12 protein-coding genes and 1 pseudogene are annotated in these 18,593 nt (G+C 40.4%); 5 read left to right on the top strand and 8 right to left on the bottom strand.

Annotation, left to right across the window (positions count from 1 at the left end; genetic code table 11):
• A pseudogene (locus WBJ10_RS09560) lies at window positions 1-326 on the top strand (4-(cytidine 5'-diphospho)-2-C-methyl-D-erythritol kinase); the annotation flags it as partial.
• 89 nt (window positions 327-415) lie between these two features.
• Here the strand turns inward: WBJ10_RS09560 and WBJ10_RS09555 are convergent.
• The 8 genes from WBJ10_RS09555 to tgt all read right to left on the bottom strand — a co-directional run bounded on the left by WBJ10_RS09555 (window position 416) and on the right by tgt (window position 14,844).
• On the bottom strand, window positions 416-2,518 hold the full coding sequence (locus WBJ10_RS09555; protein WP_424289677.1) for a S9 family peptidase: 2,103 nt from the start codon (window positions 2,516-2,518) through the stop codon (window positions 416-418).
• Window positions 2,519-2,620: 102 nt separating this feature from the next.
• Window positions 2,621-4,063 (bottom strand): SusD/RagB family nutrient-binding outer membrane lipoprotein, encoded by a 1,443-nt coding sequence (locus tag WBJ10_RS09550; RefSeq protein ID WP_424289675.1) that lies wholly within the window; start codon window positions 4,061-4,063, stop codon window positions 2,621-2,623.
• Window positions 4,064-4,074: 11 nt separating this feature from the next.
• Window positions 4,075-7,197 (bottom strand): SusC/RagA family TonB-linked outer membrane protein, encoded by a 3,123-nt coding sequence (locus tag WBJ10_RS09545; protein WP_424289673.1) that lies wholly within the window; start codon window positions 7,195-7,197, stop codon window positions 4,075-4,077.
• 606 nt (window positions 7,198-7,803) lie between these two features.
• The gene (locus WBJ10_RS09540) at window positions 7,804-8,094 is read right to left on the bottom strand and encodes a hypothetical protein (protein WP_424289671.1); all 291 of its coding nucleotides are present in this window, start codon (window positions 8,092-8,094) and stop codon (window positions 7,804-7,806) included.
• Window positions 8,095-8,160: 66 nt separating this feature from the next.
• Window positions 8,161-11,001 (bottom strand): TolB family protein, encoded by a 2,841-nt coding sequence (locus tag WBJ10_RS09535; RefSeq protein WP_424289669.1) that lies wholly within the window; start codon window positions 10,999-11,001, stop codon window positions 8,161-8,163.
• 677 nt (window positions 11,002-11,678) lie between these two features.
• A complete protein-coding gene (locus WBJ10_RS09530) occupies window positions 11,679-12,566 on the bottom strand; it encodes a DMT family transporter (RefSeq protein ID WP_424289667.1) in 888 nt (295 codons plus the stop codon).
• Between the two features lie 65 nt (window positions 12,567-12,631).
• Window positions 12,632-13,711 (bottom strand): LptF/LptG family permease, encoded by a 1,080-nt coding sequence (locus WBJ10_RS09525; protein WP_424289665.1) that lies wholly within the window; start codon window positions 13,709-13,711, stop codon window positions 12,632-12,634.
• Window positions 13,712-13,713: 2 nt separating this feature from the next.
• Complete coding sequence (tgt, locus tag WBJ10_RS09520; protein ID WP_424289663.1) at window positions 13,714-14,844, bottom strand: tRNA guanosine(34) transglycosylase Tgt; 1,131 nt, start codon at window positions 14,842-14,844, stop codon at window positions 13,714-13,716.
• A 213-nt stretch (window positions 14,845-15,057) separates the two neighbouring features.
• Here tgt and WBJ10_RS09515 point away from each other — a divergent pair, with 213 nt between their 5' ends.
• From WBJ10_RS09515 to dprA, 4 genes are all read left to right on the top strand, one after another.
• A complete protein-coding gene (locus WBJ10_RS09515; RefSeq protein ID WP_424289661.1) occupies window positions 15,058-16,173 on the top strand; it encodes a glycosyltransferase in 1,116 nt (371 codons plus the stop codon).
• Complete coding sequence (locus tag WBJ10_RS09510; protein WP_424289659.1) at window positions 16,170-16,778, top strand: RNA polymerase sigma factor; 609 nt, start codon at window positions 16,170-16,172, stop codon at window positions 16,776-16,778. The genes WBJ10_RS09515 and WBJ10_RS09510 overlap by 4 nt, the downstream gene beginning before the upstream one ends.
• Window positions 16,768-17,394, top strand: coding sequence for a 16S rRNA (guanine(527)-N(7))-methyltransferase RsmG (rsmG, locus tag WBJ10_RS09505; protein ID WP_424289657.1), 627 nt, complete (start codon window positions 16,768-16,770; stop codon window positions 17,392-17,394). Before WBJ10_RS09510 ends, rsmG begins: the two co-directional genes overlap by 11 nt.
• Before the next feature lie 81 nt (window positions 17,395-17,475).
• Window positions 17,476-18,573, top strand: a complete 1,098-nt coding sequence (dprA, locus tag WBJ10_RS09500) for a DNA-processing protein DprA (RefSeq protein ID WP_424289655.1) — start codon at window positions 17,476-17,478, stop codon at window positions 18,571-18,573.
• Window positions 18,574-18,593: the final 20 nt, after the last annotated feature.

Genomic DNA, 18,593 nt, shown 5'->3' with positions numbered 1-18,593 from the left:
AATACTTCATTGTTCTTGCTATGCCTGACATTCACGTGTCCACTTCTGATGCTTTCCAGGATATTGTACCAGAGCGTTCGGATAAGAATTTAAAGGAATTAATCAGGCTAGATATTAATGAATGGAGAGGGAAAATCACAAACGATTTCGAACCAGGGATTATTAAGAGGTACCCCGAGATCGGGAATATCCGGGACTCACTTTATGATTCAGGAGCTATTTACGCGTCAATGAGTGGGAGCGGAGCCTCTGTGTATGGGATATTTGAATCTCCTTTAAAACTGCCGGAGTTGGAGGTGGGGAATAGGGTTTTTTATGGAGTTTAAAAACTGAAAACTGAAAACTGAAAAGTTAATCGCTATGTACGTTTTATTCAACTTTCAGTTTTCAGTTTTCAGTTATTTCCTCCCTTTTATTATTTAGCCATAAGTTTCCTCTGCAAAAACTCCGCCGTCACTTCACTAACCTTCACTCCATTCGAATATTTCATCCAATGATGAGTATCGTCTGGAATAGCGAGATACTCAAATTCAAACTTTTTATCTTCAAATCGGCGGGCCAGGTCTACACTCTGAGAAAAATTTACGTTTCTGTCGTCATCAGCATGTATGATTAGAGTTGGCGAAGTCCAGGTATCAATATACGATACTGGAGACGATTTCTCCACCGTTGCTTTGTAGAGTTCAGCGTCCGGTGCTTCTTCCCTTGAGGTCTGGTTATAATTGGAAAAGCGGTTGTTAACACCATGTATGTCCACTCCAGCTGCAAAGAGTTTAGAGTCTCTTCCCAGGGCAAGCGCCACAAGATACCCCCCGTAAGAACCTCCATAAATTCCAATTTTGTTGGCATCAATATTCGGTTGGTTTGCCAGCCATTCACCTGCGGCTTTAACATCCTGGTATTCTGATGCGCCCATAGCACCAGCATTCAAAGCTCTCTGGAATTTGTATCCATAACCGATACCGAGGCGATAGTTTACCGATAAAACGGTAAATCCGAGATTTGCCAGATATTGGTTTAAGCCATAATCGATGGAATAATAATCCATGAAATGCCATCCTAGAACCATCTGACGCTGTGGCCCGCCATGAACATACACAACTGCGGGTCTTTTTCCCTTCCCTGCATTTTTTGGCTCAAACAACTGCCCATACACAGTTTGTCCATCTGGCGCTTTAAACGTCACATGCTTTGGTGTCACGAGTTGGGATTCAGGGAATCCGGCAGGAATTAAATTTTCTCCAAGCAGTTTCACCGGACCTCCATCAAACTTCATAATAGCAGGTAGTAAAGGCCTTTGGGCTGTGGAGCTTAGAAATGCAATGGTATTATTATCACCGGTGATAACAGGATACGCTTCAATCCCATCTCCAGGCGTAAGAATTTTCATTTGGGCTCGGTCCACAGGGACTTTCACAATATGTCTGCGATCAATGTCGGAGGGGTCCTTGCCTGCATTCGCTGCAAAAACCAGCCACTTTTTATCATTGCTTAAGCGGATTTGTTCAACCATGAAACTCCCAGGTGTCAGCAATAATTCCTTGCCACCATTTGCATCAACTGAATAAAGATGTGGCCATCCATCCTGGTACGAAACAAAAACAATCCTGTTCCCAGCTGCCCAATGTAGATTCGTCCCTCCATGGGTTGGCGGCACAGATCCTTCAAGTGTTTCGGGAGCCTTCCAGACAGCTTGGCCATTGCCGCTTTCGATATCGGCTGTCCAAATCGTCCATGGCTGATGCCTTCGGGCGAAAATTGAATCGGTTTTACCACCGGTTCCTGGCATTCTGACAAACGCTAAACTTTTACCATCAGGTGACCAGCGGGGAGAGCTATCTCTTGAAAATGCTGGAAGTATCCAATTGATTGGATTTTGTTCATCTGTAAAAACCCCGATAAATGAATGATCACCGCGCGAAGAAACGAAGGCAATTTTTGTCCCGTCGGGTGAATAACTTAATGAACCAGTAGTTCCACGTGCATAGAAGAGAGGTTTAGCTGCAGATGAGCCATCGATAGCCATGCTCATTACTTGCCCTCCTTTAGCAAATATAATGCGGTCACTAGCCGGTGAGATTATAGGTTCATCCGCTTCAACCAGGATATTAGATTTACCGCCTTCAAATGGGACGCTTATGATTTGAACTTTAGCAGCAATAGGATCAAAAGCGGCATTTACAGGCATGGAGGAATTACTGCCGCTATGATCACCGCCTCGGACAAAGACAACCCATTTACCATCAGCTGATATCGATATGCTCGTTAACTCCTGTCCGTCATCTTTGGTATAATCCGTAATTTTTCTAGGTGTAAAGTCGGGAGCTTCTGCAACATAAATATTTCTTCTTCCCTGTTCATTAAATGTCCAGGCAATTTTGGACCAAGACGGGCTGCTGGTGAGTTCGGTGGGGAAGGGGTAAGACAGGACTGACTCTACGGTAAAGGTTTGAGAATATAGCTGGCTAGAAATTAGAATTAGATAAGTTTTGATTAGGAAGAGTACCTTTTTATTCATTATAAAGAAAATTTTAAAGTTGTATTCAAAAACGAATATACTATACATAATAAAAAAAGCCCCCCGATTAATCGGAGGGCTTGTAATTTTATTATGATGTTATTAAATATCCCACCACAATCTCGTTGTACGAACGGATGCGGCAGGCACATTTGTTCCGTTCTTGCTTCTTTCGCCAACTGGATAGTCCAGCCTGCGGATGTAACTTGGCAATACAGCGTTGACTGGCATACCGAAATCTTTATAGCCATAATTGTGTCTTCTGGCATCAGTCCATGCCTCAGGATTAAGGTATGTAGCTACATACTTCTCTTTAAAGATCAGGGCCAGAGTTAAATTAGATGCACCTACGGCGACGCTAAGCTGAGCCAAATAATCATCACGATCCTTAGCTGCTACTTCCAGCTTGTCCATATTAGCTTTAATGCCTGCCAAATATGCTGCGTAAGCTCTCTGTTTATCCGTAGCAAATGCCGCTTCAGCTTCAATAAACTTCAGCTCAGCGAAAGTTACCAATAAAATAGGTGAGGTGTCGCTAGTCCATGGCGAATTAAATGATATATAATTTTCATCTTTCACGGTGTTGTTATTAGGAGGATTAAGCCTATTTCCAGCGCCATTCACCGTTCCAATCCACTTTGGATAATTGGCATTGGTAGGCACTGAAGTTGGATCAGTCAATTTTGGAAGACGCGGATCAAAAACGCCATATGTCTTGCTGTTAAGATGATCAATAAATTGTTCCGACAGCCATCCGCCAAGAGTCAGGGACGCATTGTTCCTGGACACCTGTGCCCAGCTGTTACGTAAGGTGAAAGTTGCCATTCCAGCATCATCGGCATTCGACTTATATGAGTTTGCCACAGCCGTTAATACGGCAGCCGCATTGAAAGTAGGCGTCTTACTGGCTTTAATAAGAAGCCTTGCTTTAATTGCATAAGCAGTCATTAACCATTTAGCACGGTCACCTTTATGAATAAGATCACTGCCAGCTGCTAGCTTTATTGTAGCATTAGTTTTGGATAATTCCGCAATTGCCTCATCAACCAATTTCAAGGTCGTCGCATAGATTTCCTGATCCGTATCGTATTTCGGGGTGAAATTTGAAGGATCAAATGCCTGAGAAAACGGTGCTGCTCCCCAGAAATTGTTTACAATACTTAAATGATATGCTAACAAAAGATTTGCTACCCCAAGATATTCGCTGGAGCTGCTCGCTGCTAGTTTTTTCATCTCATTGATGTCAGCCATTGCGAAATACATCGCATCCCAGGTTCCTGTGAAATCAATTGTTTCATAGATATCACTGGCAGCTCCTGCTGCAGGGTTTGCGGTATACTGTACGTATGGGTTTACCACATTACCTGCGTCGAAAGTTCGGAGACCGGCTTTACTTGTAGCCGTTGCTAATAAAGCGGGCAGAGTAGGAACATTGACCTGATTGGGGTTAGCGCTCAGTTCGTCAAAGTATTCCTTACCGCAACTTTGAAATACTAAAGTGGCAGCGGTGGCTAATATGAATGTATATTTAGATATTTTTCGCATTATCGTTATGATTAAAATCCAACATTTAAGGTAAATAAGAAGGTTCTTGCTGCAGGGTAGGTCATGCCGGCAGAACCGTCCACATTGCTTCCGCTATCAGCGGAAACAGATTCTGGATCCAGTCCATAGTAGTTGGTGTGAAGCCATAAGTTATTTCCGGTAACAGAAAGTGATGCGTTACGGATGGCTTTAGCCGGTAACCAGCTGGTTGGCAGGGCATATTGAAGACTCGCAGAACGTAAACGAACCCATGACGCATCATCAACAAAAGGTTCAGAAAGAGAGCGATGATACAGTCTGTAATATCCTTCACCATAATTTACTCCATCTGGACCTACACTTTGTCCTAACCATACCTGTTTCGTATTGGGTGTGCCGTTCGCAAGAACTCCTTCAAACACTTTAAACTCTCTTCTATCTCTGGTATAATCCGCAATACCAAATGCCGAGTTAAAGTTTTCAAGTCTGTTGAATTTCTCAAAGCCCCATCTTGCGTCAATTATTGTTGAAAGAGTAAGACGTTTGAAGCTGAAATTATTTGTTAAGCCACCAATCCAATCAGGCTGTGAATTGCCCAGAAGTTTTTGCTTGGTTAAAGAAGAGATAGGGAAACCGTTCGCTCCGATTAACAAAGGGCGATTTTTATCTGTATAGGTAGGGTCTTCCGGGTCTGTTCCATAATATCTTAGGTAGTAAGATCCATAGATGTTACCATATGGCTGTCCAGGAATTAATTTGAAAGTCACTGGCGAATTAATATATCCACCTGTTGGAGCGCCGTAAACTATTTCGCTCAAGCCCTCTTTAAGGCTCATTACTTTATTTCTGTTTGCTGAGAAATTAAGTGAAGCATCCCAGGTAAAGTTAGTTGTCTTAAGAGGTGTTCCTCCAAGCACTAACTCAATACCGCGGTTTCTGATGCTTCCTGCATTAATTGATGCAGTTACATAGCCGGTTGCAGACGAAATTTGTGCCCGTGTGATTTGATCCTTACTTAATGAGTTATAATAAGTGACATCAAAACTAAATCGATTGTTAAAGAACGCCATTTCAAGACCAGCTTCATAGGTATCCGTAAATTCTGGCTTTAAATTAATGTCTCCAAGATTTGAAGCTTTTGTGAGTCCAGTAGTTCCCGTAGGTAAGGCGCCATAATTAGCGAATCCTGTAGAAGTTGAATACGGAGATGCGTCTTTACCAATTTTTGCATAAGACAATCTCAGTTTACTCTGTCCGATAAATTCAGGAAGCTTTATGTTGTCAGAAAATACATAAGCTAAACTAGCTGAAGGATAGAAGAACGACCGGTTTTCAGGCGAAAGAGTGGAGGTTATATCCTGTCTTCCGGTTAGAGATAGGAATAGGAAATCTTTGTAGTCGAAATTCGCCTCCCCAAAGAAGCCATTTGAACGATACTCTGTCTTTCCTTGAGAAACTGCAAATGTTTTAGCGTTTACAAGGCGGAAGTCATTGAAGATACTTAACTGGCTCCCTAAAATTCCGGATTCTTTTAAACTTCTATCATATAACTCATAACCTAAACGAAGAGTTCCGGTTATATCAGTTGTAAGTTTTGTTGTAGCATTTGCCAGAAAAGTTGAGTTGATGGCTCGGTAACCTGTATTATAATCACCCACAAAACCTTCAGCGTTATCGTAGGTGCGCTCTCCCGGTATTCCACGTGGTCCTGGAGCAGTTCTAAAGCGGTTATCTGTGTAAGTATCCACACCGAGCCTGTAGTTGAAATTCAACCAGCTGGTTGGTGCATAGCTTAAATTAGTACCAGCGATATAACGGTTCACATTGTCCTTTAATCTGTTAGTTGCAGCCCCGTAAATTGGGTTGTTGGTTCCACGCCATTGCTGAATACCCTCTGGGGTGATGTAATCACGCACGTCCCAGCGGCCTGAGTAATATGTAAGGCTTTCTCCAAAACGGTCAGCATCAAATCGATAACCGCCAGAATTAGTGAAACTCATATTTACACCTGCTTTTAACTTAGGGCTTATTGTGATATCCGTGTTTAAACGTGCACCCAAATTTTTATAGTCAGTGAATGGTAACATTCCATCATGATGGAATTGCGATAAAGAAGAAAAGAATTTAATGTTTTCTGATCCGCCTGTGAATGATAACGTATTTCTTACCTGAGAACCTGTATCAAAAGCATTTTTGTAGTTCTCGAACAATTTGTCAGGGTGAGTCGGATCGATTGCTTTTGCCTCAGCGATCGTAGGGCCCCATGCCGGACCAAGCCCAATAGGAGTATATACACCCAAAATACCAGCGGTGTATTCTGTTTGAACTTCAGGGGTTTTATTCACGTTTTCCACACCGTACGTGCTAGTAAAATTGGTACGGATACCAACACCTGTCCCTTTTTTAGTAGTGATTACCACAACTCCGTTTGCACCGCGTAAACCGTATAGTGCAGTTGCAGCACCACCTTTCAAAATGTTGATCGATTCAATTTCATCCGGATTAATATCCGAAATCCGATTACCAACGGAACGAACGTTAGTGCCTGAGCCAGCTCCAGCCAATGAGGTGGAGTTGTCGACCTGTACTCCGTCGATAACGTATAAAGGGTCGTTTGAACTTGATGCATCAATAGAGTTTATACCGCGGATACGGATGTTAGCTCCCTGGCCAGGCCCTCCACCTACACTTGAGATAGTGGCACCTGCAACTTTACCCTGAAGTGCATTTAATAAATTGGATTGGCGGTTCACGTTTAATTCCTCCGAATTAACGCCTTGAGCAGCATACCCTAATGATTTAGACTGCCTGGCAATTCCCAGCTGAGTTGTAACTACAACCTCTTCAAGTGCTTTGCTGTCGGCTGACAAGCCTACATTTACAACTGATTGGCTGCCGACCGGCACTTCTTTGGCAGAAAAACCAATAAAAGAAAAAACTAATACAGCACCGTTCCCTGGCACTTGTATGCGATACATGCCGTTGGCATCGGTGGTCGCTCCGGTATTTGTGCCTTTTAGCCTTACGCTCACCCCAGGAAGAGTGGATCCGTCTTCAGCTACGGTAACTTTACCGCTAATATCCCGAACCTGTGCATTTGCTGCGAAGGTTATGAATAGCAAGACGATAAAAAAAAGAGTAGAGATTTTTTTCATTTAAAACTGGATTAAATTGTTAACGATGCGGTAATTTACGAATATGTTGCAGGAAAAAAGAATTGCTGCGACATTTTAATGTGCGAAAATGACTCAGTCCGGAGCTGACAGGGAAAGAAAATTGTTGGAATATCGCTAATATTCTTGGGCAGGAACTATTTAAAAAGGATTTTAAGGTATCGCGAAGGAAAATTTATTCCAAGTCAGCCTAATGCATATTAATGCCGACTTTGAAATGTAAATGCAGGATTATTCCTGATTCGAATAAAACATCTCTTATGAGATCAAATTAGAAATTTGCCGGATTGCAAGAATTGCTAAAAACTGATAATAGTATTAGAAACGTGAACATCCAAAACAATTTAAATTTGAATTCTGATGATCTTTTTAATCTAGTATACGCCCTTTTCATAATGATTGATTTTCAATATAATCACCTATACAATTTATGCACCAATCTGGCGTTAAAGGCATCTAGATCAAATAGAGCTACTCCTAAATGGAATCGTGATAAAAAAAGTGACTATTTAGCTTAGTCTATCGCTATTGATATGTATAGAATATTGTACACAAGAGCTTGGTAGGTATATTAATTACGAAAGTTGGTTATCGGATGTAATCTCTATCCTCATCGCTCAATGTGTTTTGTTCAATTGGGTCAACTCGATTATTAACAGGGCTGCTGCCTTCATCATGGTTTTCTACAATGACTTTCTTCGATGGTCGTCCCGCCAGAAAACCGACAATCAATCCTAAACCGAACATAGAGCCGAGGATTGTTAATTTTGGGATTCGGGCATCGCCGAATATCCAGAAATTTATTTCATCGGTATTATTCATCAGTACGATAGTGACTAAAACCGTAATTACAACTATCAGGATGGTTTTGAAGCTCATTTTCTAAACATTAGCAGTCCTAATATCGGGGTTAAGATGCATAGTTGCAATTTGTTTATGCTTTTGCTAGAGATTATAAGCAAAACCGAAATCTACAGTGGGTGGTTTAGGTTTACGATCGTTAATAAAAATCAACTTGCCGCTAATTACAAAATCAGGAAGCAAGAATCGCAACAGGTTGAGATCCCCGTTTAACTCCAGCCCGTAAGTTCTTGGAGCGAATGGGTTCCCTTTGCCGATATTTTGGAAATCTGCGAAGATGGCTCCCCTTATTCGTTTAATGTAAGCGAGGGACCAGATTTCTGCGTCTGGATAAAATAAAGGCAGGCGATAATCGAAAAGGAGGGTGTTTCTGATTTTTCCAGACGGTAAATTCCCATAACCGCTAACTCTTGGGATGTCAACATTGAATTGATATACGCCTCCGGCATTTTGATAATTAAAACTCGATTGCAGGGAATGATTAGCAAATAGTCCTGGTGTGAAAAAAGAGGTCTGTACACGGAAGATGTTCCCGCTAATTTTCTTGTCGAACGGAAGTGATTGATAAGCCACGCTGATATTTTGTCCCCACCGTGGGGCAATGTCTCTTCTACTGCGCTGGGAATTGTGATTAAAGTAAAACTGATATTGCAAAGGGAATTGTATTCGATCTGCAAACCCCGAGGGACGATTGCTAATTTCATACCTGTTCGTGTAACTGGTATTTCCGCTAAGGCCCAAAACATAGGTTTTGTTTAAGCGATTAGCAAGGAATGGAATCCGGATTTCCATTTCCAGGAAGTTTTCCCGCCAGTTTACCGGTATAAGAGTTCTAACTCCGCCCTGAGTTTGTGTAGCATATGAGAGCCGGGCCCGATTAATATATTTTACATCTAAGACTGGAAAAAAACGCTTATAGCTGAATCCTGCAAGATATTCACTCTTCCGTAGGCCCGAGTTAAATTGATAGCCGGTGTAAAAGTCCAGCGTGTTGAGCTGATTGTTCGATTTCAGCTTAAATCCTACATTTAAATCGGTGTTAAATTCATTCGCCTCAGCAATAGGTGAAAGGCTATGAAAATAAAAAAGATTGCTGAGTTCTTTGTATGGGCTTGAGACATATTCCTTGGTGGGAATATGATCCAGTATTGTGGAATCTGATTCCTGCGCTACCAGGGGTGAAGCGTAATTGATGAAGGTGTTCCGAATGTTGGAAATTGAAGTTTCTTTATTGGTATCCAGTGAAATAGATGTAATATCATAACCCCGTTCTTGATAGATATTGAATACCAGAGACTTTGTGTTTTTATCAAATGAAGGGTTGGAAGCTCCGTATCTTGTTGAAGTTAATTGCTGTATCCCAAACCCTTTCTGAAATGAGTATATGTTATTTACGCCATTATAATGCGCCCGAAACAAAATTCGATCCTGGGTATAGACCGGCCTTGATAATTGCTGCCACTGGAAGTCTGTCAATAAGTTTTGTGTGCCATCGAATCTATTAAATTCTATCAACGCCGCACCATTTTTGTTAATCGCAACACAAACTATCCGATTTCCGTCGAGGCTGAATGATGGGGTTTGGAGAAAATAATTTTCAGGGTTTGCATAAGTTCTGATCGGGTTGCCAGTTTCCGCGTCTAATTCGAGAAGTTCGGACCGGTTGGAGAGATCCACGTTAATAGCTGCAATGTAATTTCCGTCGGGTGAAAGCGACGGCGCAAACAATCGGGTTTTATGTGTTAGCTGTCGATACTTGCCGTCTGTTAGATCATAGATGTTTATTACATTGTACGATCTCTTTTGAAATCGCTTATCGTACCTGAATTCATCCCATACAATTTTCTGCGATGAATAATTAAAATTGCTTTCAGTTTGATATCCGATTTTTATCAGCTCATTCTCTTTTCCCAAATTATTGGTCATAATAATAACAGGAGTTTTATCAAAGCCTTCTCTTAGCGACAACAATACATCTGGAGCGATTTTAACTGGGAACAAATAGTCAACCGGGATAGAATTATTTCGCTGATTCAAAATAATATAATCCTGTGGCTTCAGCATATTCTCCTGATCCTTCCACAAGTTTGCTATTTCCGCAATTGTTGAGTCATGTAACATACGTGTGCTAAGTCCGGTTATTTTTTTCATTTCTCTGCTGAGGTTGTAGGGGCGGAAAGGTATGCGTGCCATGTTGGTCATCAGGCTATCAATTATGCCGCTACCATAATCTCTTCTCAGCTTCGAAGTCATAAAATATCCAAGTTGATAATATCCCGGGGTGGGATCTTTTAGTGAGCCGAAGTAATCCTTCGAATAAGAAAATAAATTTTTACTTAGTGTATTTGTTCTAAAAATAATTTCCCAGTCCGGGAGCCTTCCTCGGCCCCCATGAGTTAATGCTGTTTCGATACCTACAGCATCACCTTCAAAGAACCAGGGAGGTAGGGTGATACCGAATATGGCCAGGGCCAATTCCTCAAATAGAGGGGCCTTTAAATTCCCTGTCAGCTTATCTATTTGAACGACATGCCGCAGCTCATGGACAGCAAGACTGTTCAGCCAATCCTGAATGTCAAAGTTCTGGGGTGGGGTAGTGAAAAACTCAGAACGGCGCGGAGCTAATTGAACAAATCCGTTTGAAATGACTCCCTGATTTTGGAGAATTATGGTAATCTTCCGGGGTTCTTTTCCCAAACTTTGGCTTACACTTTTAATCAAAACTTCGACCGTGTTAGCCATTCTTTCTGCTTCTTTTTTTAATGGCGTAGGGTAGAGGATTTGAAATTGGGGGGTGTTAATTTGCATCCATTTTAGCTCAGGTGGGTTCTGCTGGCTGTCAAATATCTGTCCCGTTGCATACTGTGTATTTATACTTAATATAAATAGTGTAGTTATTCTGATAAACAATGTTTTAAATATCACAATATTTCATAATTAATAGTGTTGCTAAAATATTTAGTTTTATTCTGATGTAATTTTCTCTTTATAATTCACCAACACTTTAATATAGTTAACGTAAGAAGTTGATTATCAGATAAAAATAATAAAATAAATTTTGCCTAAACTGCTAACATTTGGTATAATTTTGCCCGATTTCGTAGAACAGAACCACTGGAATATAGTTCATTTTAAAAATCCAAATTAACAGAAGGGGAAATTGATTTAAGTATTGAAAGTACGAAATAGAAGCGCTTAAAAAATTAATTCGCTTCAATTATTTTTGATAAAAATTTGACCCGCGTTTAAGAATTGAGTAAAAGATTTCTGGTGAATGAACTTCTAAATTCCGGGTCCACGCTGGAGGCTATTGCACTGTAGGGTAGCCAGAAATTTTTATGAGAATAATTCACCTCATATTTGTTTTTCTTATGAAATCTTTACGACCAAAGGAAGGAATCAAAGGCTTCCCGGCTCCAACATTTTTATCTATGTGGTGCAGACTTTTTACCAAACCTTTTTTCTACTTGTTCCGGAACTCAAGATGATCCGAATTATTAATCACTATTCCAAATTCGTGAGCACATTTCCAGAAGACGCGTGTTGTTTAAATAAGGAACTTAGTGTATGTAATGGCAAAAAAAATGCTCAGAACCCGAACTTTAGCTGGCTCTTTTTCGATTTTTTATCACCGGGTAAATAAAGATTGCACTAAGAATTATAACAGCCCCTGCGTAAAATCCTAATGTCATTTGCTCACGTTTTCCAAAGAAAAGGAAGGCTAGAATAATCCCATATACGGGCTCCAGATTAGTAATTAGTGCGACACGAAATGCTGATAATTCTTTCATGACTGCCACACCTGCAACGTAAGCGAGAGAGGTGCAGACGGTGCCAAGTATCAATAAATACATCAGGTCGGCAAAGTTGAGGCTCATAGAGGCGGTATACCCGCCGATAATTGCCAGATAGATAGAAATCCATACCCACGCGCCAATAAGCTCATAGAAGCTTATAATGGGTGCTGGGCGATTTTGGATTTGCTTGGAATTTATAATGGAGAATATACTTGCTAATAGTGCGCTAATCAGCCCATATATTATCCCCTCTGTATACCGGGATTCGAACCGAAATATCAAATAAATTCCACAAATTATTGTCAAGCCAGTGATGATATCGAATATTGAAATCTTTTGCTTTTTAAATATCGGTTCCAGGATAGCTGTAAATAAAGTTAACGACGAAAGACAGACAAGAGTTACAGAAACGGTAGAAGATTTTATCGATTGGAAGAATAAGATCCAATGTAGTCCAACAATTGCACCCGTAAAGAATAATTTCAAGAAGACAACCCGTGATACCTTCAACGAAGTTTTTGTCAACTTGAAATAGGCAAAAAGGGTGATGAATGCAATCAGCACCCGGTACCAGACGAGCTGAGTTGCTGGAATGGAAATAAGTGCTCCAAGGATCCCTGTAAACCCCCAAACAAATACCGTAAGGTGAAGTATGATGAGATTTTTATTTACTGCGGTTTGATTGGTTAACATATCGAATGTTTAAGGCGAATATCTCGTCCGCTTAATTAATAACTAGTTTCTGCTTGTTGCAGTGATTATTTTGGAGCTTTGGCAAGGAGGTAAATACCAAGTACACCGAAAATAATATTTGGTATAAAAACAGCGATTAATGGCGGTAGTCCTCCTTTCAAGGCAAACATATTGGAGAATTGGATAAATAAGATATAGGCAAAACTCAAAAAGATTCCAATACCCAGAGGAAGTCCGATTCCTCCCCGTACTTTTCGCGAGGATAGGGATACGCCCATTAAGGTAAGTACATAGGCAGACAAAGGATATACAAACCGTTTATATTTCTCCAACTGCAGATCAACCATGACGCCAGTCCCGCGTGTTTGTTCTTTATCGATCCGTTCATTTAACTCACGCATATTCATCGCCTGGTAAATATTGTCGTAGATCTGAAAGTCTTTCGGCCTCATATCTAATGTAGTGTCTATACGCATACCTGTGGTCATACTCTCTTTGAGCCCGTTTACAGTACGTATAGAATAGTTTTCAATGGCCCACCGCGCCTTGACGGAATCCCAGGTAATCTTATCTGCAACTAGCTTTTGTTTGAGCTGGTAACCATTGAATTTCTCGAGGACAAACTTGTAACCAACTTTTTGATTATTGTCAAAATTCTCGATGTACACATAGGTATTCTTATCAATTTGCATATGAGTATACATCTTTGAATTGTCTGATTTCGGATTTACATAAACGTTTTCGAAGTCTATTTTCAAACCGTTAGTTTCCGGAATGATATAAAGATTAAAGATGAGTGTCACCAGAAAAATAACAGTGGAGGCAATAAAATAGGGCCATAAAAACCTTCGAAAACTGACCCCTCCACTTAAAATGGGGACGATTTCTGTCTGGTCGGCCATTTTTGCCGTGAAAAAAATTACTGCAATGAAGTTTATTAATGGTGAAAGAAAATTAAGGTAATAGGGGATGAATCCGGCATAATAGCTAAAGATAATCTCTTTAAGCGGGGCTTCATGTTTTAGGAAATCATCCAATTTTTCAGAAACATCGAAAATGACGAAGATCACCGTGAAAATACCAAGGGTAAATATAAATGTCCCCAGATATTTTTTAATGATGTACCAATCGATGATTTTGATCATACCTATAATCGTTGAGCAACTTGTTTTACCATTTTATTCTTCCATTCGCTAAAGGTACCGTCTAATATCTTGGCTCTCGCTTCAGAAACAAGCCATATATAGAAGTGCAGGTTGTGTAAAGTAGCGATCTGCGAGCCTAAAATCTCGTTTGAATGTGCCAGATGTCTGAGATAAGCTTTGCTGTAATTTCTGTCGGCAAAAAGGTCACTATCTTCTTCAATGGGAGAAAAATCGTTCTTCCACCTTTCGTTTTTTATATTTATAATACCATTTTTTGTGAAAAGCATACCATTGCGGGCGTTTCGGGTAGGCATCACACAATCAAACATGTCAATTCCCAGCGCTATGTTTTCCAGTATGTTAACCGGGGTGCCAACTCCCATTAAATAGCGGGGTTTGTCTGAGGGAAGAATGTCACACACTATTTCCGTCATTTCATACATGTCTTCGGCCGGTTCGCCTACCGAAAGTCCTCCAATAGCATTGCCTTCTCTTTCGAAGGACGCTATCATTTCAGCCGATTGTTTGCGAAGATCTTTATAAACAGAGCCCTGGACTATTGGAAACAGAGTTTGTGAATAGCCATATTTTGGTTTAGTACTATCAAAATGTTCACAGCATCGTTTGAGCCAGCGGTGTGTCATTTCCATTGAACGCCTCGCATATCCGTATTCGCAGGGGTATGGAGTACATTCGTCGAAGGCCATTATGATGTCTGCACCAATAATACGTTGCGTATCCATAACAGATTCTGGCGTAAACAAATGTTTTGAACCATCTATATGTGATCTGAAAGTTACACCTTCTTCCCTGATCTTTCGAACGCCGGATAATGAATAAACCTGGTAGCCACCGCTATCGGTAAGAATGGGTTTGTTCCATCCGTTAAATTTGTGTAGTCCCCCAGCCATTTCCAGAGTATTCAGTCCCGGCCGGAGGTAGAGGTGATAGGTATTTCCCAGAATGATCTGAGCCTTAATATCATCGGCAAGTTCCCGCTGATGGACTGCCTTTACTGAACCTGCGGTGCCCACAGGCATAAAAATGGGGGTTTGGATAAGCCCATGATCGGTAGTAATTTCGCCCGCCCGGGCTTTTGATAAGGTATCTGTAGCTTCTAGCTTGAAATTCATTGAAATGATTATAACGGACGCAAAAATAGCAATTATAAAAGGTGAAAGCTAACAACTATCTCCCTTCACAGAAGCTTGGTGAAATATCTTTTGTCTGACGCCCGACACGGTGGCCTACACGCGCCTGTGTGAATTTTAGTTTATTTTGCAAACAATGCCAATTGTTGCCTGAAAAATTAGAAATTTACCCTCTTATATAAGATTTGTTATCGCGTGGACTATTTGTATTTCATTGTTTTAGTTGCTTTTCAAATTTGCTTTATAATCCAACTTTATTTTACGATTGTTATACATCGGAAATTAGGTTCTTATAAGATCAGTGAGTTAGAAACTGCAGTTGAAGGGCCCGTTTCGATAATAATCTGTGCACGTAATGAGCTTGAAAACCTTAAAGAAAACCTGAACTTATTCCTTAACCAGGAATATCCTGATTTCGAAGTTGTTGTAGTTAATGATTGTTCGAACGATGGTACAGATTGGTATTTAAGAGATCTTTCAGCAAAATACAAACACTTAAAAGTCGTCACTTTAAGTGATCACCCAAGATTTAAACATGGAAAAAAATTTGCTGTTACACTTGGGATTAAGGCTAGTAAGAACGAAAACATGATATTCTCTGATGCAGACTGCCGTCCTTCGTCTAACCAGTGGCTTTCGAGAATGCAAGCTCAGTTCAAAAATAGCACCGAAATAGTACTAGGATATTCCCCTTATGAACGTACAGCCGGTCTATTAAATCGTATCATCAGATTTGAAACATTTTCAACAGCACTAAATTATTTATCGTTTTCCCTTGCGGGGATGCCTTATATGGGTGTAGGCAGAAATCTTGCCTATAAAAAGTCGCTTTTTTTTAGAGGCAAGGGCTTTGCTTCTCATATGCACATCTTATCCGGTGATGATGATCTTTTTGTAAACCAGAATGCAAGTGCCACGAATACCGTGATTGAAATTCATCCTGATGCACATGTCTGGTCAGAACCCAAACATACATTTTCTGCTTATTTCAATCAGAAATTAAGGCATCAGGGAGCGGGTAAGGCCTATCAGCCAGAGCACAAGAAGATTTTGGGTGTTCAGGCCGCCTCAGGAGTTCTCTTTTATCTATTTCTTTTAGCGCTTATCGCTCTTGAAGCACAATGGTGGTTATTATTGTCTGTATACCTAATTCGTATAGTTATACAATTGTTTGTTTATGTACCTTGCTTCAAAAAATTAAATTGTGCTGACCTGATTTGGTGGATGCCTATTCTGGATATCATTTATTACTTTTATCTATTGATTTTAAGCTTCACCTCTGTGTTTAAGAAAAGACTGGAATGGAAATGAATCCTAACTTTTCGCCCAACGCGAAAAATGACTTTCTTGTTGTTTCAAGAGCTAAAGATGGCGACCAGAAAGCCTATGCTGAATTGATGCAGCGTTACAAAGACTCCATTTATTTTATGGCGTTAAAAATGGTTAACAATAAAGACGATGCTATGGATCTGACTGTTGAGACCTTTGGCAAGGCCTTTGAAAACCTCGAAAAGTATAAACCGGACTTTGCATTCAGCACATGGTTATTTCGGATTGCGACGAACAATTGTATAGATTTTATCCGTAAGAAGAGATTAAATGTAGTTTCTCTAAATAGTCTTACTGATCAGGAGGGAGAAGAAAGGCAATTTGAAGTCCGTTCAGAGAGTTTGAATCCTGAAGAAAGCTCTATTAAAAAACAGGAAAATGAAAAGCTAAAAAATATTGTGGAACAACTTCCCGCAAGGTATCGCACGTTGATTACTCTCCGTTATTTTGAAGAGCAATCATATGAAGAGATCGCTCAGCAACTCGATCTTCCTTTGGGAACTGTAAAGGCTCAATTATTCCGTGCGCGGGATTTAATGTCCAATATTATGAAACGAAAAAAGAGCAATTTACGAAGTGACTTCTGACCTGATTATTCAATACTTTCCTGATTTAACCCAGCGTCAGAAGGATCAGTTTGCGGAACTGAATGAACTTTACAGGTTTTGGAATTCGCGTATAAACTTAATTTCAAGAAAGGATATCGATATGCTTTACTTGCATCATATCCTCCATTCCCTCGCTATAGCGAAAGTGATTAGCTTTCTTCCTGGTGAGAAAATACTTGACGTGGGAACGGGTGGTGGTTTTCCGGGTATACCTCTTGCAATATTATTTCCTGAAAGTCATTTTCACCTGGTTGATTCTATAGGAAAGAAGATCAAAGTTGTAAATGAAGTAGCTTTGGCTAGTGACTTACAAAATGTAGTTGCAACGCATGCCAGGGCAGAACACATTAACGATAAGTTTAATTTTGTGGTCTCCCGGGCAGTTACCAGGTTAACAGAATTCTATCCATGGATCCGCGGGAAATTCCTTAAGGAATCGGTGAATGAAATACAAAATGGAATACTCTACCTTAAGGGAGGGGATCTTGCTGAAGAAATAGCTGAATCCGGGTTGAAGGCCACCCTTATTCCTCTTAGCGATTATTTTAAAGAAGACTACTTTGAAACGAAATTTGTAGTCTATATACCTCAGTGACGAGATAACCGTTTCCTTACTTTTTCGCACGTTATTCTAATTTTTTTTGACCGATAGTCAAAATATGCAGACTTTGACATTATGTCGCTACTGCATCAAATTGCATTGTCTTGTATTCCTGGAGTAGGATCTGTGCTCGCCCGGAATCTGATAAACTTTTGCGGCAGCCCTGAAGAGATTTTTAAGGCTAAAGGCAAGCATCTTAGGAAGGTGCCGGGTATAGGACCTAAAACTATCGAGCTGATTGAGAACCACAGAGCTTTCGAACGAGCAGAAAAAGAGCTTTCTTTCATAGAAAAGTATAACATCCAGGCCTTATTTATTACTGAAGACAATTATCCCAAAAGACTTAAAAATTGTTATGATGCCCCAGTAATGCTGTTTTTTAAAGGCAATGCTGATCTTAATACAGGGAAAGTAATTAGCGTGGTAGGTTCCCGCAACTCCACTGACTATGGAAGAGATATCTGCAGTAGCTTGTTAGCAGGACTTAAAACTCATAATCCGTTAATTATAAGTGGACTCGCATATGGAATAGACTATTTAGCACATAAAGAGGCTGTAAAGAATTCAATTTCCACGGTTGGAATAATGGCGCATGGACTTGACCGGATCTATCCTTCACAACACAGGCCTCTGGCAGAAAAAATGTTGTCCCATGGGGGCCTGATTACGGAGTTTATGTCGGGAACAGTTCCTGACCGGGAAAATTTTCCAAAACGTAACCGTATTATTGCTGGTCTGTCTGACGTCACCATTGTTGTGGAAGCAAATATAAAGGGTGGGGCCTTGATCACGGCCGAGCTTGCTAATTCCTATAACAGGGATGTTTTTGCATACCCGGGGAGGATTAGCGATGAATACAGTTCTGGCTGTAATCATCTTATCAAAACCAACAGGGCCAATCTTATTACTAAGTTAGCGGATCTCGAATACATTTTGGGATGGACAGAATCTCAAAATCAATTGAAAGTAAGCCCGCAACTAAGTCTGCATATTGATCTTTCCAGTGAGGAAAAGATGATTTCAGAAGTATTGTTAAATAAAGGGAGCCTTGTTATAGATGATCTTTCCATATTTACCGGATTGCCGCAAAGCAAACTCGCTTTAATTATTTTGGGTATGGAGATGAAAGGGATTTTACGTGGTTTGCCAGGCAATGTCTACAAATTGATATAAAAATTTAGACTTAAATTTTG

The organism is Daejeonella sp. (assembly GCF_049655485.1).
Lineage (GTDB): Bacteria > Bacteroidota > Bacteroidia > Sphingobacteriales > Sphingobacteriaceae > Daejeonella.
Note: the sequence above shows the minus strand (reverse complement) of the source record. Positions and strands in the feature narration are given on the sequence as shown.